Origin of the sequence: uncultured Arthrobacter sp., assembly GCF_947493765.1 — a bacterium.
Taxonomy (GTDB): Bacteria; Actinomycetota; Actinomycetes; order Actinomycetales; family Micrococcaceae; genus Arthrobacter_D.
The window spans coordinates 369849-389282 of the sequence record NZ_CANLSZ010000002.1 but is presented as its reverse complement, the minus strand read 5'-3'; the positions used below and the strand labels follow the sequence as shown (position 1 = coordinate 389282).

Annotated in this window: 23 protein-coding genes; 10 read left to right on the top strand and 13 right to left on the bottom strand. The window is 68.8% G+C overall.

The annotated features are described in order from the left end of the window. Positions 1-107 precede the first annotated feature (107 nt). The 3 genes from Q0747_RS04765 to Q0747_RS04755 form a co-directional block, all read right to left on the bottom strand. Positions 108-491, bottom strand: a complete 384-nt coding sequence (locus Q0747_RS04765) for a hypothetical protein (RefSeq protein WP_298252099.1) — start codon at positions 489-491, stop codon at positions 108-110. 44 nt (positions 492-535) lie between these two features. Continuing rightward, entirely contained in the window at positions 536-1141 is a 606-nt protein-coding gene (locus Q0747_RS04760; protein ID WP_298252097.1) for a DUF308 domain-containing protein, read from the bottom strand. Positions 1142-1236: 95 nt separating this feature from the next. Then, a complete protein-coding gene (locus tag Q0747_RS04755; protein ID WP_298252095.1) occupies positions 1237-2601 on the bottom strand; it encodes an MATE family efflux transporter in 1365 nt (454 codons plus the stop codon). A 76-nt stretch (positions 2602-2677) separates the two neighbouring features. Here Q0747_RS04755 and Q0747_RS04750 point away from each other — a divergent pair, with 76 nt between their 5' ends. Continuing rightward, complete coding sequence (locus tag Q0747_RS04750) at positions 2678-3028, top strand: hypothetical protein (RefSeq protein ID WP_298252093.1); 351 nt, start codon at positions 2678-2680, stop codon at positions 3026-3028. 146 nt (positions 3029-3174) lie between these two features. On the opposite strand, the gene Q0747_RS04745 is transcribed toward Q0747_RS04750, so the two are convergent. From Q0747_RS04745 to Q0747_RS04735, 3 genes are all read right to left on the bottom strand, one after another. Beyond that, positions 3175-3918: a GAF and ANTAR domain-containing protein gene (locus tag Q0747_RS04745; protein WP_298252091.1), complete on the bottom strand. Its 744-nt coding sequence runs from the start codon at positions 3916-3918 to the stop codon at positions 3175-3177. Between the two features lie 157 nt (positions 3919-4075). Then, entirely contained in the window at positions 4076-4894 is an 819-nt protein-coding gene (locus Q0747_RS04740) for a metallophosphoesterase (RefSeq protein WP_298252089.1), read from the bottom strand. Between the two features lie 68 nt (positions 4895-4962). Next, the gene (locus Q0747_RS04735) at positions 4963-5859 is read right to left on the bottom strand and encodes a DUF4031 domain-containing protein (protein ID WP_298252087.1); all 897 of its coding nucleotides are present in this window, start codon (positions 5857-5859) and stop codon (positions 4963-4965) included. Between the two features lie 121 nt (positions 5860-5980). On the opposite strand from Q0747_RS04735, the gene Q0747_RS04730 reads away from it, so the two are divergent. Then, positions 5981-7072: an exo-alpha-sialidase gene (locus Q0747_RS04730; protein ID WP_298252086.1), complete on the top strand. Its 1092-nt coding sequence runs from the start codon at positions 5981-5983 to the stop codon at positions 7070-7072. A gap of 13 nt (positions 7073-7085) precedes the next feature. After that, entirely contained in the window at positions 7086-7373 is a 288-nt protein-coding gene (locus Q0747_RS04725; protein ID WP_298252085.1) for a MoaD/ThiS family protein, read from the top strand. An 18-nt stretch (positions 7374-7391) separates the two neighbouring features. Here the strand turns inward: Q0747_RS04725 and Q0747_RS04720 are convergent, their stop codons facing one another. After that, on the bottom strand, positions 7392-9200 hold the full coding sequence (locus Q0747_RS04720) for a hypothetical protein (RefSeq protein ID WP_298252084.1): 1809 nt from the start codon (positions 9198-9200) through the stop codon (positions 7392-7394). A gap of 270 nt (positions 9201-9470) precedes the next feature. Between Q0747_RS04720 and Q0747_RS04715 the strand changes: the two genes are divergently transcribed. From Q0747_RS04715 to Q0747_RS04695, 5 genes are all read left to right on the top strand, one after another. Next, complete coding sequence (locus Q0747_RS04715) at positions 9471-10325, top strand: hypothetical protein (protein WP_298252083.1); 855 nt, start codon at positions 9471-9473, stop codon at positions 10323-10325. Continuing rightward, on the top strand, positions 10325-10774 hold the full coding sequence (locus Q0747_RS04710; RefSeq protein ID WP_298252082.1) for a phage holin family protein: 450 nt from the start codon (positions 10325-10327) through the stop codon (positions 10772-10774). Before Q0747_RS04715 ends, Q0747_RS04710 begins: the two co-directional genes overlap by 1 nt. Further along, on the top strand, positions 10771-11403 hold the full coding sequence (locus Q0747_RS04705; RefSeq protein WP_298252081.1) for a DUF3618 domain-containing protein: 633 nt from the start codon (positions 10771-10773) through the stop codon (positions 11401-11403). Before Q0747_RS04710 ends, Q0747_RS04705 begins: the two co-directional genes overlap by 4 nt. A gap of 163 nt (positions 11404-11566) precedes the next feature. Next, on the top strand, positions 11567-12460 hold the full coding sequence (locus Q0747_RS04700) for a PRC and DUF2382 domain-containing protein (RefSeq protein WP_298252080.1): 894 nt from the start codon (positions 11567-11569) through the stop codon (positions 12458-12460). Positions 12461-12545: 85 nt separating this feature from the next. Continuing rightward, the gene (locus Q0747_RS04695) at positions 12546-12968 is read left to right on the top strand and encodes a MarR family winged helix-turn-helix transcriptional regulator (RefSeq protein ID WP_298252079.1); all 423 of its coding nucleotides are present in this window, start codon (positions 12546-12548) and stop codon (positions 12966-12968) included. Here Q0747_RS04695 and dnaB read toward each other — a convergent pair. From dnaB to Q0747_RS04665, 6 genes are all read right to left on the bottom strand, one after another. Continuing rightward, the gene (gene dnaB / locus Q0747_RS04690) at positions 12965-14341 is read right to left on the bottom strand and encodes a replicative DNA helicase (RefSeq protein WP_148599798.1); all 1377 of its coding nucleotides are present in this window, start codon (positions 14339-14341) and stop codon (positions 12965-12967) included. The genes Q0747_RS04695 and dnaB overlap by 4 nt on opposite strands. Before the next feature lie 500 nt (positions 14342-14841). Continuing rightward, positions 14842-15291 carry a 50S ribosomal protein L9 gene (gene rplI / locus Q0747_RS04685; RefSeq protein WP_298252078.1) on the bottom strand — a complete coding sequence of 150 codons (450 nt, stop codon included), beginning with the start codon at positions 15289-15291 and terminating at the stop codon, positions 14842-14844. Positions 15292-15306: 15 nt separating this feature from the next. Beyond that, on the bottom strand, positions 15307-15546 hold the full coding sequence (gene rpsR / locus Q0747_RS04680; protein WP_005273147.1) for a 30S ribosomal protein S18: 240 nt from the start codon (positions 15544-15546) through the stop codon (positions 15307-15309). Between the two features lie 105 nt (positions 15547-15651). Then, positions 15652-16218, bottom strand: coding sequence for a single-stranded DNA-binding protein (locus tag Q0747_RS04675; protein WP_298252077.1), 567 nt, complete (start codon positions 16216-16218; stop codon positions 15652-15654). Between the two features lie 60 nt (positions 16219-16278). Next, the gene (gene rpsF, locus Q0747_RS04670) at positions 16279-16584 is read right to left on the bottom strand and encodes a 30S ribosomal protein S6 (protein WP_148599801.1); all 306 of its coding nucleotides are present in this window, start codon (positions 16582-16584) and stop codon (positions 16279-16281) included. 161 nt (positions 16585-16745) lie between these two features. Next, positions 16746-18029 (bottom strand): M18 family aminopeptidase, encoded by a 1284-nt coding sequence (locus tag Q0747_RS04665; RefSeq protein ID WP_298252076.1) that lies wholly within the window; start codon positions 18027-18029, stop codon positions 16746-16748. 232 nt (positions 18030-18261) lie between these two features. Here Q0747_RS04665 and Q0747_RS04660 point away from each other — a divergent pair, with 232 nt between their 5' ends. Together Q0747_RS04660 and Q0747_RS04655 are read left to right on the top strand one after the other, a co-directional pair. Further along, positions 18262-18897: a TasA family protein gene (locus Q0747_RS04660; protein WP_298252075.1), complete on the top strand. Its 636-nt coding sequence runs from the start codon at positions 18262-18264 to the stop codon at positions 18895-18897. Between the two features lie 78 nt (positions 18898-18975). Next, positions 18976-19419, top strand: a complete 444-nt coding sequence (locus tag Q0747_RS04655) for a hypothetical protein (protein WP_298252074.1) — start codon at positions 18976-18978, stop codon at positions 19417-19419. Positions 19420-19434 lie beyond the last annotated feature (15 nt).

Sequence of the window (19434 nt, the reverse complement as noted above, 5' to 3'; positions counted from 1 at the left end):
CCCCGATCTGCAGCGTCCGTGTCCGAACCATCCCCCGAATCATGCGACCGGCTCACGCGACCGGCCACCCAACTCACCCGACCGATCACAGGGTGTCGTGGCGGCCGTCAGCCGTCCTGGTTCGGCAGGCGCTCTCCGTACCGGGGTGCGTCACCGGACTCCGGGTCGGCAGCCTGTGCTGTCTCCTGCGGCTTGGCCTGGGCATCCGGCCGGGCGGACGACCGGTTGACCCCGGAGCCCTGGCTGAGGTGCTCGGCATTGGGCGTCTCCGCCATCATCAGCATGGCGCAGATGACGAGCGAGACGATGAACGCGATCCCGGCTGCTGTGAGGCCGAGGTCCACACGCAGTACCTGGGATCCACCGCCGGTGGCGAAGATCGCCGTCGCCACCCCCGCGACCACCGCGAGCGCCGCGGAGAACACCAGCGGAGCTTTGATGCCGTAGCGGAACCGTCCCTGTGTGGGCTTCCCCGGCTGACGCTTGGCCACGGGCACTCCTTCCGGTGATGAATTTTCTACGAGTTGTAGAGCTTCTAGTTTACGGGGTCCGGTCCGTCCTGGGCCCCCTGGACTGATGATGCGCTCACGGCTGAATCATGCCGATAGCTGAGCGCTGCGATCCCGAGCACGACGGCGGTCAGCAGCGCCCCACCGCCACTGACGCCCAGCAGCGCCTGCGGACCGAGCTGCTCCACGAACAGCAGGATGGCGCCGGTGCCGAGGCCGATGACCCCCACGAGGACCAGATCCCGTGCTTCGGGCCGGGGCCGCTCGGCGAGACCCCGGACCAGCTCCACGACGCCGGCCACCGCGAGGGCCGCAGCCCCCGCGACGGCGAATGTGCGGGTGTCCACGACGACGAGGCACACCAGCCCCGCCCCGAGGAGCAGCCCGCCACCGACGCTGGTCAGCGGCGTGATGCGTACACCCGGGCCCAGGGTCCGGTGCGTCCACAGATACCCGGCGCCCCCCAGCAGGAGATACGACCCGCCCGCGACGGCGAGCACCGGCGTGGTGGGCTCACGCCAGAAGATCGTGACGAGACCGAAGACCGCGCTCACCACGGCGCGCGCCATGAAGGGTCTCCAGACCGGGGACCCGGCCGGGTCGGCGCCCGGAGCGCGTGCTGCAGTAGCCATCGGTGTCTTTCTCACGTGGTGCGGTGGGTCGGTCTTCTCGGCACGACCAGTTTAGGGGCCACTCCGGTCCGGCCTCCTCCTGGCGGCGGGCTGCCTCACGACGCGCCGCGCATCACTGTCCCGCGCGTGGGGCCGGTGACCATCCAGCGGTCGTCCCGGATGCGCCAGCCCAGGGTCACGGATCGGGCCAGCATGTACCCGACGCCGAATGCCAGCCACAGCCACACGATGCCCTCGCTCCCCGACAGTCCCGCCCGGTCCACGAGGACCAGCAGCGGCAGGTAGAGCACCAGGTTCACGACGCCGGCGAGCGCCAGGTACCGCGCGTCCCCCGCACCGATGAGCACGCCGTCGAGCACGAAGACGAACCCGCACACCGGCTGCGCAGCCGCGAGGACCCAGAGCCCGGCGGCGAAAGCGGCCTGCACCGCCGGATCGGTGGTGAAGATCCATCCCAGGAAGGGGGCGGCCGCGGCGAGGACGGCGCCGGTGACGACCCCGAACCCGACACCCCAGGCGACCATGCGTCGCGTGAGCGCGCCTGCCAGGACCCTGTTCCCGGACCCCAGCTCCTTCCCGATCAGCGCCTGGGCGGCGATGGCGAGGGCATCGAGCGCGAAGGCGAGGAAGGTGAAGACCGTCATGACCAGCTGGTGCGACGCGAGGCCGAGGGCGCCCTGGCCGGTGGCGACGAGGACCGTGGCCAGCACGGCGACCCGCAGCGACAGGGTCCGCAGCATGAGCCATGAGCCCACGCGGGCGGTGCCCCGGATCCCGTGCAGGGACGGACGGAGGGACACACCGTCCCGCCGCGAGGAGCGCACGATCATGAGGAGGTACACCCCGGCCATCCCCCACTGCGCAATGCTGGTTCCCAGGGCCGACCCCGCCACCGACATCCCCGCCACGTACACCAGCACATAGTTGAGGACGATGTTGACGCCGAAACCGGCACCCGCCACCACGAGCGGGGTCCGGGTGTCCTGCAGTCCGCGGAGCATGCCGGTGGCGGCGAGGACCACCAGCATGGCGGTCAGGCCCGGCATGGACCAGCGTAGATAGTCCACCGCGTAGACCCCCACGGCGCCCTCGGCTCCCAGGAGGGACACGAGGGCGGGAGCGGCGAGCCATCCGGCGGTGGAGAGCAGGAGACCGAGCACGACGGCGAGGCCCACGCCGTCCCGCCCTGCAGCGAGCGCTTCGGGCCGCCGTCCGGCACCGAGCAGGCGCGCGACGGCAGGCGTGGTGGAGTAGGCGAGGAAGACCATGAGCCCGACGGCGGTCTGGAGCACCGTGGAGGCCAGTCCCACACCCGCGAGCTCGGCGACGCCCAGGTGCCCGACGATCGCCGAGTCCGCGAGCAGGAACAGGGGTTCGGCGATGAGCGCGCCCAGGGCAGGGACGGCGAGCCGCAGGATACTGCGGCTGAGCAGGCGGTTGTCGGGCGGTCTCTCGTGCACCCGACCAGCCTAGGGTGTCGGCGCCCAGGCCTAAGCTGGAGCTGATCGTCCATTCCGTACGGGAACCAGGGGAACCATGAAACTCGGCATCAAGCAGTACCTGGCCGGCCTGATCCTCTTCTTCGTCAGCACCCTCTTCCTGCCCGGGGCCGTGTCCGACTTCGCACGGGCCGAGTCGACCGGCACCCCCGTGCCCTCCACGGCCCTGCCGTACCTGCTCATCGGACTCGCCCTCATCCTCGCCTCCGCCGCGTGCCTCGGCTGGGGGTACTGGCTCACGCGTCGCAACCGGGATCCGCGCCGCCCGCATCGCGAGGACGACCCGGACGAACCCCTGCTCCGACCGGGATATGGTCCGCCGCCGGGGCAGGAGACATGGCGCGAGCATCCGCTGCGCCGACCCGACCAGGGCAACCAGCGCCCCTGAGACCCTAAGCCCCTGAGCCCGGGCTCGGGCTCGGGTCTCAGGGCGATGCACCCGGGGGCGACGACGTCCTGGTCTGGATGCCGCACCCTCGCGAAAGCTGCCCTGGCGACGCCGTCCCCCGGGCGAGCACGTGCCGCCCTACACCGCTAGTCGAAGTGCGTCCTCCCCGGCCCCTGGCCGAGCGACTGCAGGACCGATGCCGCGACGTCGCGCACCTTGAGATTCCTCGCACTCGAGGCGGCCTTCAGGATCGACATCGCCTCCTCCTGCGAGCAGCGGTTCTGCCCCATGATCACCCCGACGGCGAGGTCGATCGTGGTCCGGCTCTCCATCGCCGCCCGCATGTCGGCGCTGGACTCGGTGAGTCGGGCGATACGCACCGCGAGCCGGAGGGACACCGAGACCTCCTCGGCGAACCGCTGTGCCGCCGCGATGTCACTCTCCCCGAACGCGTCGGCGCGGGGTGAGTAGAAGTTGAGCGCCGCCGTCGCCTCGCCCTCGAGCGGGACGGGGACACCGAGCGCGGAGACGATCCCGTGACCGGCGATCGCCCGGCTGTACTCGGGGAAGCGCTCCTCGACCGCGAAGTCGGGAACGTAGTGCACGGAGCCCTCGCGCGCTGCGCGAAGGCACGGCCCGTCGTCGAACTCGTACTGGACCTCGTCCATCTTCTGGGCCAGCGCGCCGTTGCTGGCCACCGTCGTCTTGGCGCGGTCCCTCAGGAGGGTGACACCGCAGAGGACCTCGTCGGAGCCGGTGGACATCCGATGGCCGGCCGCGACCACCAGCTTCGTCAGGAACTGCTCGACGTCCTCGCTGTCGAGCACCATGTCCTGGATCGAGCCCGCGTCGACCGCACGCACTGTGTTTCCGTTTTCTTGATCAGACAATCGGTGAGCCTTTGCATCACTTCCCGTGCGGCCGGCACGCGCCGGCGTCGGGAAAGGATTGCCGCTTGCTGCTAAACGACGAGATGAACATTACCGAATCCCGGGGTGCCATGATGTCGGCCCCACGAGCGGGCGGCAGGGCCCGGCAGATCCCCCCTCAGGCCGACTCCTCCGCGGGCTCGGTCGTGCCGGACACGGAGACGCCGACCAGCCCGAGATCCTCATGGCGCCCGCGGTAGACCGCGGTACGCAACTCGATCGCGTAGGCCTCGAGTGCCGGCATCCCGACCGCGGCGGCGACGGCGATCTCCGCCTCGATGTCGTAGGGCACCCGCACGAACTGGATGCCGAAGGCAGCCCCGCGATCGCCTCCCGGGTCGCCCTCGAGGATCACGTAGCTCGCCCGCGGTTCGTCGAGGGGGTTCCCCACACTGCCCACGTTCACGAGGGTGCGGCTGCGCACCGTCGAGACGAAGGCATCGTGGATGTCTCCGTAGCACACCACGTCCGGTGCCGGTCCGGTACCGGTCAGCCCGGTCGATGCGAACATGCCCTCGAAGTCCTCGTCGGTGTGCCGGGCGTGCACGCGGTGGTACACGCTCCTGGCCGAGGCGTGGAACAGGCGCACGTTCCGGCCGCCCACGCGGAGATCGTGACAGAGCGGAAGGGTCCCCAGCCACCGGCGGTCCTCCGGGGTCAGCTCCCTGTGCCACCACCATCCGGCCTCGTCCCTCCACTCGGGAGTGTCCGTGGGGAGGAAGTCGTCCCAGTTGCCGCGGACGGTGACGGCGCAGTGGAGGCGGCTGAGGCGCACGCACTCCGAGCCGCGGGGCCCCTTCCCCGCCACGTCGCCGAGATTGTAGACGGTGGTGATCCCGCGCCGGCGAAGATCGGCCAGCACCGCCTCGAAGGCCGTGACATTCCCGTGGAGATCCGAGATCACCGCGCAGCGTTCCATGCGCACTCCGTGTTCCATGCGCACACAGTACAGCGGCACCCGTACGCAGGGCCGCCGGCGTGGAACCCGTCACCGCCGTCCGGGGATCATGACGCCGGGGCCGCGCCGAGGGACCGGAGCTCCGCCGCCAGATTCTGACGTGCCGTTCCGGCCCAGCGCTCCCGGGCACGCGCGGTCCGGAACAGGGGCTCGAGCGCGAGCAGCTGCTCCAGCACACTCGAGCGGCCCTGCCTGAATGCCTCGTCGGGAATATGGGCGTATTCCAGCCTCACGGCCGTGCGATACCGCTCGTACTCCGGGGCAGACCCACCCAGGACGGCGAGATCCGCGTCGCAGAGCAGCTCACCGGCACGATCGCCGGGCACCGGGTCGTGGTCGCGGGTGAGGAGGATCAGCCGCCCGATCTCCTCCACCTCGTGCTCGGGGAGCCGCTCCCGGAGCCGGTCGTGGGCCAGGGCTGCCGACGCCTGCTCGTCCTCCCCGGGCACTCCCCGATAGACGGCGTCGTGGAACCATGCCGCCATGAGAATGTTCCGACGGTGGACGGTGTCGGAGTCGTCCAGCAGCTGATCGAGCGCCTCGAGGACCGCCAGGAGGTGCGACGGGGTGTGATACCTGCGGTGAGCCTCCTCCCAGCGGCCGAGGAGTTCCTGCCCGAGCGTGGGATCGGCGGGCAGGAGAGCGCTCCAGCGCGAGGTGAGGACGGCGCGGAGCTTCGCCGGCCGTCGTCGTGCGGGAATCCGGAGCCCGCTGGCGATGAGCGCCCGGACCAGGCCGGCCCCGCTGACCGGCACGGCCCCGCGATCGACGAGGTCGCTGTACCGCCGGGCGGGCACGTCGTAGTGGTCACCGTCGAACGCCCGGAGCGGGATCCCCGCGGCGGCGGCGAACCGGTGGAGCTCCTCGAGGGAGGACGTGGAGACCAGATGCGAGAACACCGTTCCGTGCGCGGGCCAGGAGGGCGGATCGATGAGGACGGCCATGATGAGCAGTGTAGGCTTCGCGCTCCGCACCCTGTACAAAGACCTCGGACGGTGGCATCCTGCGAGGTGATCCACATCACCGTGCGGTCCGGTGGCCGCTCCGAAACCCGAGGGAGCCGTCATGACAGCCGCAGGAACCACCCTCCTCGCCATCGGCACGAAGAAGGGGCTGTGGCTCGCGTCGAGTTCCGACCGCGAGAACTGGACCCTCAGCGAACCGAAGTTCCTCATGGAGGAGATCCCGAGCATCGGCATCGACACCCGCGGATCCCGCACGCGGTTGTTCGTGGGCCGGATGTCGTGGCACTTCGGACCCTGCATCGCACACTCCGACGACCTCGGTGAGACCTGGGCCGAGCCGCAGGAGGGCGGTATCCGGTTCGGCGCCGACGACGGCGAGGCGCTGGAACGGATCTGGCAGATCCAGCCCGACTCGGAGGACCGGCCCGGCGTCGTCTGGGCCGGATGCCAGCCGATCTCCGTGTGGAAGTCGGTCGACCACGGCGAGACCTTCGAGCTCAACCGGGGACTCTGGGACCACCCGCACCGCAGCCGCTGGGGAGCGGGGTTCGGTGGAGCCGCAGCCCACACCGTCCTGCCGAGCCCGGCGGACGAGACCATCCATGTCGCGATGAGCACCGGAGGCGTCTACCGCTCCGATGACGGCGGGACGTCGTGGCAGCCGCGCAACAGCGGGATCAGCGCCTACTTCATGCCGGATCCGAACCCCGAATTCGGTCAGTGCGTGCACCGGGTGGCACGCGACGTGGACCCCGACCACCTCTTCGCGCAGAACCACCACGGCGTGTACCGATCCATGGACCGTGGGGACTCCTGGCAGTCCATCGCCGCCGGACTACCGGCCGATTTCGGCTTCGTGATGCTCTCCCACCCGCACAGGAGCGGGACCGCCTGGGTGATCCCCCTCAAGGCCGACGGCGAGCGGATCCCGCCCGACGGCCGACTCATGGTGCACCGGACGGAGGACAGCGGCACCACCTGGGAGGCGACCGCCGCCGGACTCCCGGCGGCCGACTACAACGCCGTGCTTCGCGACGCCGCCTGCGTGGACACCGCACTGATCCCGGGTGTCTATTTCGGGACCCGGGGCGGCACGGTCTACGCCAGCGCGGACGAGGGGCGTTCCTTCCGCGAGGTGGCGAGCCACCTGCCGGACGTCCTATCGGTCCGGGCCGCCGTCGTGCCCGCCTGATCGGTGGTCCGGGATGTACTCCGTCACCGTCCTGATCCCCACCCTCCTCCGCCCCTATCTGGACGGACGGAGCGAGATCGGCGTCGAACCGCCACCGCGGGGCGATCTCTCGTCCGTCCTGGACGCCCTGTGCGAGGGACGCCCGCTGCTCGGGCAGCGCATCCGCGAGGAGACGGGCGCCCTGCGGCGCTATGTGAACATCTTCGTGGACGGCGAGGACGTCCGTCGCCTGGACGGCCTGGGCACCGAGGTGCCCCCCGGGGCGACGGTCATGATCGTCCAGTCGGTGGCCGGAGGCTGAGCACCGGCCGGACGGGACCTACTGGTAGGTCACGAGCCAGGGCTTGGGCGTGACGGTCGTGTAGGTCTGCTCGGGGCTGAGGGTCGGTTTGTCCTCGTCGTAGAAGTTCTTCCACGAGGGCCAGACCCCCTCCGGCATCTCGGCCTGCAGGACCGACCACGTGTTCAGCTTCTCCTCCGGCGTCCCGTGCCCGTCCGCGTGGAGCGTGAAGGCCAGCTCGCTGCGCGAGGTGTCGAGCTTCTCGCGCCCGTCGATCATGTCCAATCGGAACTGGTGGACCATCATGACCTTCTGCGGGAGGTCGTTCTCGCGCGTGAGGTCCGCCAGCCACGCCGCCGTGGTGTTGATCTCCTCCGCATCGACGGACCCGATCTGCTGGAGCGGGAGCTGCCCCGGCGCGAGTCGCCATTCGGGGTCGAGCGCCAACCCCACCGTGGGGCGCTCGAGGAGTTCCTCGTAGCGCTTCATCTGGGAGAGGAAGTCCGAGCGGCCGGACTGGAAGTCGAGCACCACGTAGACCCCTGCCTTCTCGGCGGCATCGACCCAGGGGATCAAGTCCTCGATCGCCGTCTCGCTGGAGTAGTCGCCGTCCTCCCCTGCATCCGCACTGGCCACGGTGGTGATCAGATCGATGGCCGGGACCACGGGCTCGTCGCTGAACGGTTGGTACTGCGCGGCCAGCTCCTTGACCCTGACCATAGCGGCTGCGCTGTCCTGCTCTCCCAGGGCTCCGAGGTAAGGACCGTCGGGGTGGCCGTAGAGCGCCACCATGCGCCTGCCAGGGAAGACGGTCTGGCCGCCGCCGGGCAGTTCGACGCCGGTCGCCGCCACGCCTGCGCGGGCCGCGAACTCGGTCTCGCTGCCGAACTCGTCACCGACGGCGAAGACCGCCGTGTCGGCGTGCTCGACGACGGCGTCGACCGACGCCGATGTGGCGCGGGGGTCGGCCTCGGCCAAGACGCGCACGTCCGCTCCGGCCGCTCGCGCCGTCGCCAAGGACGCGGGATCCGAGGCCCCGGTGGCCAGGACGAGTGCGGCGGCGTCCTCCTCGGGCGCATCGAAATCGGGCAGGTCCTCGGCGGTCGCCTGCTCCGCGAGGTCGGGGCCGGCGGACGACGACTCGGAGGTCGACCCGGTCGGCGCGGGGCCGGTCGGCGCGGGGCCGGACGGCGCCGGAGCGGTCGATGCGGCTCCGGACGGAGCGCTCTCCGGGGGCGGCGGAGGCGTGAGCTCCAGCAGCTGCAGGTCCTCGCTCCCCAGCCCGGTGACGGTACGGACGAGATCGGAGGCCTTCACCGCGGTGGGCTCGACCGTCAGGCCGATCACGGACGAGAAGTCCTTGGCGGTCCCGGGCCCTGCGAGCAGGTCACGTGCCTGCCCCAGCGCGGTCCAGTCGGCAGCGGGATCGCCGTACCCGACGATGCTGTCCACACCGAGTCGGTCCAGCTCCGCGGTGACGTCGGCGGTCCCCGAACCTCCCGGCCCGACGACCAGCAATGGCACCCGGAGGCCCACGGCGGCACTCGCGGCGGGTCCGAGATCCGTGTCCGTCAGCGAGGCGTCGGCGTCCTCGGCCAGGACGACCGCCACCGGACTGCGGTCGAAGAGTGCACGGCTCGTCGCGAGTGAGAGCTCACCGGAGGAGCCACGGAGCACGAGGCGCTGGGACGCATCATCGGCGGCGAGGACTACATCGGCGTCCTGCTGCTCCTCGGTCTCGACGGCGTCCGGCGCGGGCTGCTCGGAATCCGAGCATCCGGAGACCGCCACGAGTCCGACGAGAGTGAGTCCGGCGAGGGTTCGCCTGCTGCGGGAGAAAATGGTCATCGCCTGCTTTCGTGAGGGGGATCTGTCATCGAGGGTACGCGGATGCTCGCCGCGACCGGGGCCCGAGCCCCGGTCGCGGGCGGACCAGGTGCCGATAGGACGGTCGTCGTCCGCTGGATACTCGGGAGGACACACCCGTCCTCGTGGTTGCGTCGGAGAACCTAAGCATGCTTAGGTTTGAGGACACGTTCCGGTCACGGGCCACGCCCACGCACCGGAAACCACGATTGAGCGTCCGTTCGATGGGCAATGTCAAGGTTAGGAATGAACATGACTACGCAGAATTGGCCGCAGGACCCCCTGGTCCCCTCCACCACCGGGAACGAGTCCTCCACCTCGGATCTCGCCACCACGCAGCTGGGCACCGGGGACCCGACCTCCGGTTCCGACGCGTCGCGGACAGATGCTGCGAAGGATCAGGCGAAGAAGGTGGGCGAGGACGGCAAGCACGCCGCCAAGAACGTCGCGGGAACAGCCGCGTCGGAGGCGAAGGGCGTGGCAGCCGAAGCCGGCGCGCAGGCCAAGGACCTCCTCGGGACCGTGACCTCCGAGGTCAAGAGCCAGGCCGGCGCCCAGCAGCAGAACATCTCGAAGGGCCTGCGGTCGGCCTCGGAGGAGCTGAAGTCGATGGCCGACGGGTCGGACAACCAGACGGTGTCCAACCTGGTGCACCAGGCCTCCGAGCGTGCGGACTCCGCGGCCAGCTGGCTCGAGGGCCGCGACGCCTCCGAACTCCTCGAGGACGTGAAGTCCTACGCACGCCGCAAGCCGGGCATGTTCCTCCTCCTCGCCGGAGGTGCGGGTGTCCTCGTGGGGCGCCTCACCCGGGGCGTCACGGGCAATCGCGACTCGGACACGACATCCTCTGCGCAGGGCCAGGCACGGACCACCGCACCCCGCACGTCGTCGGACACCTCGACGACCGATGGGTACGCGGGCTACACCGAGGTGGACGCCGACTCCTACAGCGGCACGCCCGCTACGGCGGGCCTGGACGACCGGAGGCAGGAGCGCTCCGAGCGCGATCCGAGCCCTGCGTTCGTGGACCCCGCCGACGAGTACCCGACGATCCCGCCGGGAACGCCGCCCGTGGGTACCCGTCCGACTGACGGAGGCCTGCGCTGATGACTGAGACATCCGTCGGAGGTGCCCACCAGGCCTCCGCCCGTCCGGGCCCGGACACGGCCACCGGAGGAGCCGACCGCTCTCTCGGGGACATCCTCGGAGAAGTCACGAAGGATCTGTCCACGCTGATGCGGCAGGAGGTGGCTCTGGCGAAGGCCGAAGCGACCGAGTCGGCGAAGAATGCAGGAAAAAGCGCTGGCATGTTCGCCGGTGCCGCCGTGGGCGGTCACTTCCTCCTCCTGTTCCTCTCCCTCGCCGCGATGTGGGGCCTCGGAGAGCTCATGGCACTCGGGTGGGCCGCCCTGATCGTCGCCGCGGTCTGGGCGATCATCGCCGCGATACTGGCCCTGACGGGCAAGAAGGAAATGAAGAAGGTCAAGGGTCTGCCGCAGACAGCGGAGACCATCAAGGAAATTCCGCCGACACTGAAACCAGGTGAGACACGATGAGCCAGTCCCCCGATGAGATCCGTGCCGAGATCGAGCGCACCCGACAGGCACTCGGCTCGGACGTCGACGAGATGGCCGACCGCGTGAACCCCACGAACATCGCGCACCGCCAGACCGAGAAGGTGAAGCACAGCTTGAGCAATGTGAAGGAGACGGTGATGGGCAAGGCGGAGGACGTCAAGGATTCCGTGCTGGGCAAGGCGGAGGACGTCAAGGACTCGGCCCGGGATCGCGCCGGTCAGGCCAGGAACACGATGAGCGGCGGGGGCGGGACCTCCCGTTCCACCGCGGACTCCGCGAAGGAGAAGGCTGCCGGCAATCCGCTGGCCGCCGGTCTGATCGCCTTCGGCGCAGGCCTCCTCGTCGCCTCCCTCATCCCTGCCAGCCAGAAGGAGCAGGACGTCGCGTCGCAGCTCAAGGAGCAGGCAGCTCCCCTGAAGGAGAAGGTCACCGACGCCGCCAAGCAGATCGGCGAAGAGGTCAAGGAGCCCGCCCAGGAGGCCGTCCAGTCCGTCAAGGAATCAGCGACGGATTCGGCACGGACCGTCAAGGACGAGGGACAGCAGGCCGCGGGTGACGTGAAGGGCAGTGCGCAGGACGCCCAGTCACGCGTGCAGCAGCAGAAGTAGCGCACCGCGACCTCGGTGGAAGGGAAGCGAATACTAAGCGTGCTTTCAATTCACTGCTAAGTGTGCTTACTCTAGAGGTCGGGTGGTTCGCCGGAGCAGGATCCCGACGCAGCCTGGAACCGGCAGTACCACACTCATACAGGCTCAACAGAAGGAGAACGACATGATCAGCCAGGAAAACATCGATACCCTGCTCAGCAACGGCGGCGACGTCCTCGGGTCCGACGGGGACAAGATCGGATCGGTCGGTCAGATCTACCTCGACGACCAGACCGGCGATCCCAGCTGGGTCACCGCGAAGACGGGCCTCTTCGGCACGTCCGAGTCCTTCGTCCCGCTGCAGGGCGCCAACGTGGAAGGCAACGACGTCCGTGTGCCCTACACCAAGGCCCAGGTCAAGGATGCACCCCGCGTGGAGTCCGACGGCAACCTCAGCCCGGAGGAAGAGGATCGTCTCTACCGCCACTACGAGATCGGCGGCGGTGTCACGGGCAATCGCACCGACACGACCACCGGCATGGTGGACAACGAGCGTGACCTCGACGCGAACGCCGGCCGCCACGCCGGTACCACGGACGCCGGCATGACCGGTCGTACCGACGACCGCGATGCTGCGGGCTTCGACTCCGGACGCGAGACCGTGGGACACGACACGTCCGGCCCCACCACCGACGACGCCATGACGCGGTCGGAGGAGCAGCTCCACGTGGGCACCGAGCGTACCGAGGCGGGTCGTGCACGGATGCGCAAGTACGTCGTCACGGAGAACGTCAGCAAGACCGTGCCGGTGAGCCACGAGGAGGTTCGTGTGGTCAGCGAGCCCATCACGGACGCCAATCGCGGGAACGCACACGATGGCCCGTCCATCAGCGAGGAGGAGCACGAAGTGACCCTCCACTCCGAGCGCGTCGTCGCCGACAAGGAGACCGTCCCCGTGGAGCGGGTCCGCCTCGACAAGGAGACCGTCACCGAGAACGAGACGGTCAGCGACGAGGTCCGCAAGGAGAAGATCGAGGTCGAGGGCGCCGACGAGAGGCGCACCGACAACAACCGCTGAGCAACCGTTCAGCAGGGGAGGGCTCGGGGCGTTGCTCCGGGCCCTCCCTCATTTCCAGGGTCATCAAGGGTAAGGACACGCAATCGTGCCGGAGTTGAACGAATGGTCGACCAGCCGCCTGCTCACCACCGCGGCCCGTATCGTCGAGCACTCATGGAACGAGAAGCTCCTGAGCATCGGCATCACCCACGCGGGGCTCACCACGCTGGGTGTCCTCGAGCGGGAGGGCACGGTGACGGGCGTGCGCCTGGCCCAGCTCGTCCACGTCCAGGCCCAGACGGTCGGACGGACACTCGACCGCCTCGAGAAGCGGGGCCTCGTCACGCGGCTGCGGAACAGTGCTGACCGCCGCAGCCAGCGCATCACCATCACCGCAGCAGGTATCAGCGCGATCGAACAGGCCAAGAACATCGAACACGAGCTCATGGCCGACGACGGCCTGGCCTCCCAGGAACTTCGCGACGGGCTGGCGACCGTCATCAACGAGCTCGGTCCGAAGAAGGACTAGTACCCGCTGTTGTCGGCGGCCATGTTGTTGAAGCGGGAGTAGTGGCCCTGGAACCCGACCACGATGGTCTTCGTGGGCCCGTTGCGGTGCTTGGCCACGATCACGTCCGCCTCCCCCGCCCGGGCTGATTCCTTGTCGTACACGTCGTCGCGGTGCAGCAGGATCACCATGTCGGCGTCCTGCTCGATGGATCCCGACTCGCGCAGGTCCGACACCTGCGGGCGCTTGTCGGTGCGCTGCTCCGACCCACGATTGAGCTGCGACAGGGCGACCACGGGGACATTCAGTTCCTTGGCGAGCAGCTTCAGCGCCCGGGAGAACTCCGACACCTCCTGCTGGCGGGACTCGACGCGCTTGCCCGAGGACATGAGCTGGAGATAGTCCAGCACCACGAGCTTCAGGTCGTGTCGCTGCTTCAGGCGCCGGCACTTGGCCCTGATCTCCATGAGGGACATGTTGGGGCTGTCGTCGATGAAGAGCGGAGCATCGTTCATGCGCCCCATGGTGGTGGCGATCTTGCCCCACTGCTCGTCCTTGATGGTGCCCTTCCGGAGATCCTGCAGGCCGATCGTGGCCTCGGCCGACAGGAGCCGCATCGCGATCTCGTTGCGGCCCATCTCGAGCGAGAAGAAGACGGTGGCCATGTTGTGCTTGATGGCCGCGGACCGCGCCCAGTCCAGGGCGAAGGTCGACTTGCCCATCGCAGGGCGGGCAGCGACGACGATCATCTGGCCCCCGTGCAGTCCCTGCGTCAGCTCGTCGAGTTCGTAGAACCCGGTGGGAACACCTGTCATGCCCTCCCCGCGATGCCCCGCGGACTCGATCTCGTCGACCGTGCCCTCGATGATGTCCTTCAGGGCCACGTAGTCCTCGGCCGTGCGGCGCTCGGCGACGGCATACACCTCGGCCTGGGCCGCATTGACCAGATCGTCCACCTCGCCGTCGTTCGAGTAGCCCAGCTGGACGATCTTCGTGCCGGCGTCGACGAGGCGGCGCAGCACGGCCCGCTCACGGACGATCTCGGCGTAGAAGCCCGCATTGGCGGCCGTCGGGACGGACTGGATGAGGGTGTGCAGATAGGCGGGCCCGCCGATCCGCGAGATCTCCCCGCGCTTGGTGAGCTCGTCGGAGACGGTCACGGCGTCCGCCGGCTCCCCACGACCGTAGAGGTCGATGATCGCCTCGTAGATGCTCTCGTGCGCGGGACGATAGAAGTCGAGCCCCCTGAGCACCTCCACGCAATCCGCGATGGCGTCCTTCGACAGCATCATGCCGCCGAGGACCGACTGCTCCGCGACGAGATCCTGTGGCGGCGTCCGGGAGAACTCCGGATGCCGGGTGTCCGTCGATGAATCTGCATGTGCCAGGGACACTGAAGGGCCTTCCTCGTACTGTAGAAACGCTGTCCACCTCGGCGGACGCCGGACCACCGGCCCGGGCCTGATAGGAGAACTCCTATCACCCGTCACCCTCACTATCGGGAGTCTTCGGCCACCGTAACCCCACCGGGACGCTGGCCGAAATGCTGGGCCAACAGGGGGTGTGGGTAAGAGTGAATAAGCTGTGGATTGCGCGGCGTGTCTTGTGCACAGGATGGGGACAACGCTGTGGACAACTATTGCCGCCACAGCTCAAACCAACTCTGACGTGGGAAAACTTTATACAGACCCTGTGGAGGGAAAGTATTTTCCCGGCTCTCCATCCACAGAGACCATGTTGACAAAGGCACCGGGATAGCCGCGGTCCAGGGTCGGAACGGACCGATGGCGGCGCCCGTGCGGCGCCGGACCGCCCTGCCGGGAACAGTCCCGACGAACGACGGAAGCCCCCACCGAAGTGGGGGCTTCCTGGACCTGCTGAGGGGTGGTGCGAGCTAGCCGGCGACGACGTCCAGATCGATCACTGCAGCGACGTCCTCGTGCAGCCGGACATTCGCCTGGTAGGAGCCGACCGACTTGATGTGCGCGGGGAGCTCCACCTTGCGCTTGTCGATCTTGCCCAGACCGGCGGCCTCGACGGCCTTCGCGACGTCGTCGGTCTTGACCGTCCCGAACAGGCGGCCGGAGCCACCGGCCTTGACGGTGAGGGTGACGGGCTTCGCCGACAGGGCGGCAGCCTGGCGCTGGGCATCCTCGAGTGAGGCGTGCTCGCGCGCGGAGCGCGCCGCCTTGATCGAGTCGACCTGCTTCTCGCCACCCTTGCTCCATGTGAGGGCGAAGCCGCGGGGCAGAAGATAGTTACGTGCATAACCGTTCTTCACCTCGACGACGTCGCCTGCAGCACCGAGCCCGGTGACTTCCTGGGTCAGAATGAGTTTCGACATGATGTGTCCCTTTCCCTAGCCGCGACCGGCGCCGGAGTACGGCAGCAGTGCGACCTCGCGGGCGTTCTTGATTGCCTGGGCGATCTTGCGCTGCTCCTGCACGGTCACGCCGGTGACGCGACGTGCGCGGATCTTTCCGCGATCGGAGATGAACTTGCGCAGCAGCGCTACGTCCTTGTAGTCGATGACGGTGACGTCAGCGGCCTTGAGGGGATTGGACTTTGGTTTGGGCTTACGGAGTTCAGCCTTGGCCATCGTGGTGCTCCTTCTTCTGTTGGAGCCCGCAGAACGATTCTGCGGGATGGGAAGTACAAGTCACGCGAGTGACTGCGGTGTCGGTCCCGGGATCGGGACCGTCACCTAGAAGGGTGGCTCGGAGTCTGGGCCGTTGCCCCAGCCCTGCGAATTGCCACCCGGGTTTCCGCCCGAGGGAGCGCCCCAGGGGTCGTCCGCCGGCTGCTGGGACTGCTGTCCGCCGCCCCAGCCGGAACCCGACTGGGTGTTCGATCCACCGTTGCCGCCGGAGTTGCCCCCGAAGCCCCCGCTGTTGCCACCGCCGGAGCGCTGGGCGCGGGTGACCTTGGCGGACGCGTAGCGCAGGGACGGACCGATCTCGTCCACCTCGAGTTCCATCACCGTGCGCTTCTCGCCCTCCTTCGTGTCGAAGGACCGCGACTTCAGTCGACCCTGGGCAACCACGCGGGTTCCCTTGGTCAGGGTCTCGGCGACGTTCTCCGCGGCCTCACGCCACACCGAGGCACGGAGGAACAGCGTTTCGCCGTCCTTCCAGTCGCTCGTCTGACGATCGAAGGTGCGGGGGGTGGACGCGATGGTGAAGTTGGCCACCGCCGAACCCGACGGCGTGAACCGCAGTTCCGGGTCGTTGGTCAGGTTGCCGACCACCGTGATGACTGTCTCGCCTGCCATGGTGCCTCCTTGGGTCACGTCCCGCCGGAGCGGGCTGGATGGAGAAGGGCTCTGCCGAAACTACTCGGCGGAGACCTTCTGCTCCTCGGGGCGGATGATCTTGGTCCGCATGATCGTCTCGTTGAGACTCAGCTGGCGGTCCAGTTCCGACGCCACGGCCGGGGTGGCGGTGAAGTTGACGACGGCGTAGATGCCCTCGGTCTTCTTCTGGATCTCGTAGGCGAAACGCCGACGCCCCCAGATGTCCACCTTGTCCACCGTGCCGCCGCCATTGCGGACCACGTTCAGGAACTTCTCGAGTGTCGGGTCGATGGAACGTTCCTCGACATCGGGGTCGATGATGACCATCAATTCATATGCACGCATGTGTGAACCCACCTCCTCTGGGCTGAGCGGTCACGGTCTTTCCGCAACAGGAGGTTCTCTAGCGTTGGTCCGGCCGCTGCCGACGACAGGTATCGCCGGCAGTCCGTCGCACGGACGAATCAATGATACCGGACTAATGGTCGGGCCCCGACCCGCGGGCGCTATCGCCCGTCCCGGAAGAAGCGGGACGTGACCGCTGCAAGATACCCGGGATCGTGCACCCCGCAGAGTTCGCGGGCGGAATGCATCGACAGCAGGGGGGTCCCGACGTCGACGGTCCGGATACCCAGCCGCGTGGCCGTCAGCGGCCCGATGGTGGAGCCGCACGGCATCACGTTGTTGGAGACGAACTCCTGGTAGGGAACATCGGCCGCGCGGCAGAGATCCGCCCAGTAGGCGGCACCCGCCGCGTCCGTGGTGTAGCGCTGGTTGGCGTTGATCTTCAGGAGCGGACCCCCGTTGAGCACGGGCAGGTTCACCGGGTCGTGGCGCTCGGCGTAGTTGGGGTGCACGGCGTGGCCGGCGTCGGCGGAGACGCAGAACGACGACGCCATGGCCCGGAGCCGCTCCTCGGCTCCGGCTCCCAGCCCGAGCGAGATCCGGTGCAGGACGTCCTCGAGCAGCGGCCCGCTGGCACCCGAGCGGGAGGCGCTGCCGACCTCCTCGTGGTCGAAGGCCGCCAGCACGGCGATCGGTCCCTCCGAGGGCCCCGTCGTGGCGGTCTCGATGATCGCGGTGAGGCCGGCGTGGACCGAGGAGAGATTGTCGAGCCGGCCCGAGGCGAAGAATGCGCCGTCGGCCCCGAAGACGCGCGGCTCCTGGGTGTCGGCGACCACGACGTCGAATCCGCCCACCTCCAGCGGGTCCACTCCTGCCCCTTCGGCGAGGAGACCGAGCAGATCGGCGTCCAGCGGATCTCCCAGACCCCACACCGGATTCATGTGACGCTGCTTGTCGAGCGTGAGCCCGTCGTTCACCGCCCGGTCGAGGTGGACGGCGAGCTGCGGGAAGCGCAGCAGCGGCCCGGTGTGCACGAGGTGCTCCGCGCCGTCGAGCAGTGTCAGGCGGCCGGCGAGCGCGAGTTCGCGATCCAGCCAGGAGTTCAGCAGCGGACCCCCGTACACCTCGACGCCGGCCTGCAGCCAGCCGTACTTCCCGGTGGTGGGCTTCGGCTTGAGCTTGAACGACGGCGAATCGGTATGTGCCCCGAGGATGTGGAACGCCGTCGTGGGCCCTGCGCCCGGCGGGACCACCCAGGCGATGAGGGCCCCGTCGCGGATGACGAAGTAGCTGCCGGCACCGCCCTGCCAGGCCTCGCGCTCCTCCAGCCGCACGAACCCCTTCGCCGCGAGGCGGCGTCCGGCCTCCGCCGCGGCGTGGTAGCTCGATGGTGACGCCGCTACATAGGCGCCGAGATCCTGGATGTGGGCTGCGGTGGGGCTCATCCTCCGATTCAACCAGATGGCCTTCGTGACCACCCGGTCGTACAAAGGCGCTTCTTCGGCCTGTCTTCACCTGTTCTTCGGTTTGGACCTCCTCTTCGGTGTTCCTTCGCGCATGGTTCGCGGGTACGGCGGGTCCGGGTTGAGCTTCGGTGCCGATATTTGACACCAGAAGCACCGGATCCCGCTGGGGGAACCGGGCCCCACCGATCGATCCTCACGAAAAGGTCTCACCATGGCTCGCATGTCCCGCATCTCGATGAAGTCCACCTCCGGCAAGGTTCTCGCCTCCGTCGCGCTGCTCGGCGTCGCCGCGTCCGTCGCGGGCCTGGGCACGTACGGCTCCTTCACCTCCACCACCTCCGCCAGCGAGACGGTCAGCGCCGGCACGGTCGACATCCAGCTCGGTGCTGCAGGAACGGCGGCCAACCGCCTCACCGTCGCTGCCGTCAACATCGTGCCCGGCGACAGCGTCCAGCGCGTGGCGGCCATCACCAACACGGGCAGCCAGGCCTTCGGCGGTATCACCCTGAGCACCGCAGCGGTCGGCTCGCCGTCGAAGCTCTCCACCGACGCCGTCAACGGCCTCCAGCTCACGGTCGACTCCTGCAGCGTCCCCTGGACCGAGACCGGCACCGCGCCCGCCTACACCTACACCTGCGCCGGGACCGTCACGAGCATCCTGCCGAGCCGCGCGATCATCGGCACCGATGTCGCACTCCCCGGCCTCGCCTCCATGGCCCCGGGCAAGGCGGACAACCTGCGCTTCACGTCCACCCTCCCGGTCGCCGCCGACAACACCTTCCAGGGCCTCACGAGCACGGTGAACTTCACGTTCACCGCAACGCAGCGCGCCGCCACCAGCCGCTAGTCCAGGCCCCGGGCGCCCTCGGCCGAGGGCGCCCGCTGCCCGCTGCCGCATCCGAGTGACCACCGAGGGAATCCGACCATGAGCCGACACCGTGCAGGCGGAACCACCCGCCTCCCGCGCCGACTGCGGTTCCTCGCGAAGCTGCTGCTCGCCGTCGTCGTCCTCACCTGGGCACCCACGGTCGCGCAGGCGGCGTTCTCCGACCGGGACACGGCGGCTCTGTCCGTGGGCACCTACGACATCCCCGCACCCGCCGGCGTCACCGGCACCATCGACTGCTCGCTCCTGAAGATGTTCGTGACCGTGGCGATCACCGATTTTGGCGTGGTCCCTCGTGCCACCGAGTACACCGTGACCCTGACGGGCCCGGCGGGTGTCGTGACCACCCACACCGTCAGTCCGACCAAGCGGGCCACCACGATCACCCGGATGTCCATGCTGAACGGCACCTACACCCTCAGGATCTGGGCGAGTGTGGGGACGTGGACCGGCGATCCGGCGGTCTACCCGATCAAGTGCTGACCCATGCGGGTCGGA

Coding starts and splice junctions, on each gene's coding strand:
- Q0747_RS04760 (WP_298252097.1), bottom strand. CDS start 1,141: ATGGCTACTGCAGCACGCGCTCCGGGCGCCGACCCGGCCGGGTCCCCG.
- Q0747_RS04750 (WP_298252093.1), top strand. CDS start 2,678: ATGAAACTCGGCATCAAGCAGTACCTGGCCGGCCTGATCCTCTTCTTC.
- Q0747_RS04740 (WP_298252089.1), bottom strand. CDS start 4,894: ATGGAACACGGAGTGCGCATGGAACGCTGCGCGGTGATCTCGGATCTC.
- Q0747_RS04735 (WP_298252087.1), bottom strand. CDS start 5,859: ATGGCCGTCCTCATCGATCCGCCCTCCTGGCCCGCGCACGGAACGGTG.
- Q0747_RS04730 (WP_298252086.1), top strand. CDS start 5,981: ATGACAGCCGCAGGAACCACCCTCCTCGCCATCGGCACGAAGAAGGGG.
- Q0747_RS04725 (WP_298252085.1), top strand. CDS start 7,086: ATGTACTCCGTCACCGTCCTGATCCCCACCCTCCTCCGCCCCTATCTG.
- Q0747_RS04720 (WP_298252084.1), bottom strand. CDS start 9,200: ATGACCATTTTCTCCCGCAGCAGGCGAACCCTCGCCGGACTCACTCTC.
- Q0747_RS04715 (WP_298252083.1), top strand. CDS start 9,471: ATGACTACGCAGAATTGGCCGCAGGACCCCCTGGTCCCCTCCACCACC.
- Q0747_RS04710 (WP_298252082.1), top strand. CDS start 10,325: ATGACTGAGACATCCGTCGGAGGTGCCCACCAGGCCTCCGCCCGTCCG.
- Q0747_RS04705 (WP_298252081.1), top strand. CDS start 10,771: ATGAGCCAGTCCCCCGATGAGATCCGTGCCGAGATCGAGCGCACCCGA.
- Q0747_RS04700 (WP_298252080.1), top strand. CDS start 11,567: ATGATCAGCCAGGAAAACATCGATACCCTGCTCAGCAACGGCGGCGAC.
- rplI (WP_298252078.1), bottom strand. CDS start 15,291: ATGTCGAAACTCATTCTGACCCAGGAAGTCACCGGGCTCGGTGCTGCA.
- rpsR (WP_005273147.1), bottom strand. CDS start 15,546: ATGGCCAAGGCTGAACTCCGTAAGCCCAAACCAAAGTCCAATCCCCTC.
- Q0747_RS04675 (WP_298252077.1), bottom strand. CDS start 16,218: ATGGCAGGCGAGACAGTCATCACGGTGGTCGGCAACCTGACCAACGAC.
- rpsF (WP_148599801.1), bottom strand. CDS start 16,584: ATGCGTGCATATGAATTGATGGTCATCATCGACCCCGATGTCGAGGAA.
- Q0747_RS04665 (WP_298252076.1), bottom strand. CDS start 18,029: ATGAGCCCCACCGCAGCCCACATCCAGGATCTCGGCGCCTATGTAGCG.
- Q0747_RS04660 (WP_298252075.1), top strand. CDS start 18,262: ATGGCTCGCATGTCCCGCATCTCGATGAAGTCCACCTCCGGCAAGGTT.
- Q0747_RS04655 (WP_298252074.1), top strand. CDS start 18,976: ATGAGCCGACACCGTGCAGGCGGAACCACCCGCCTCCCGCGCCGACTG.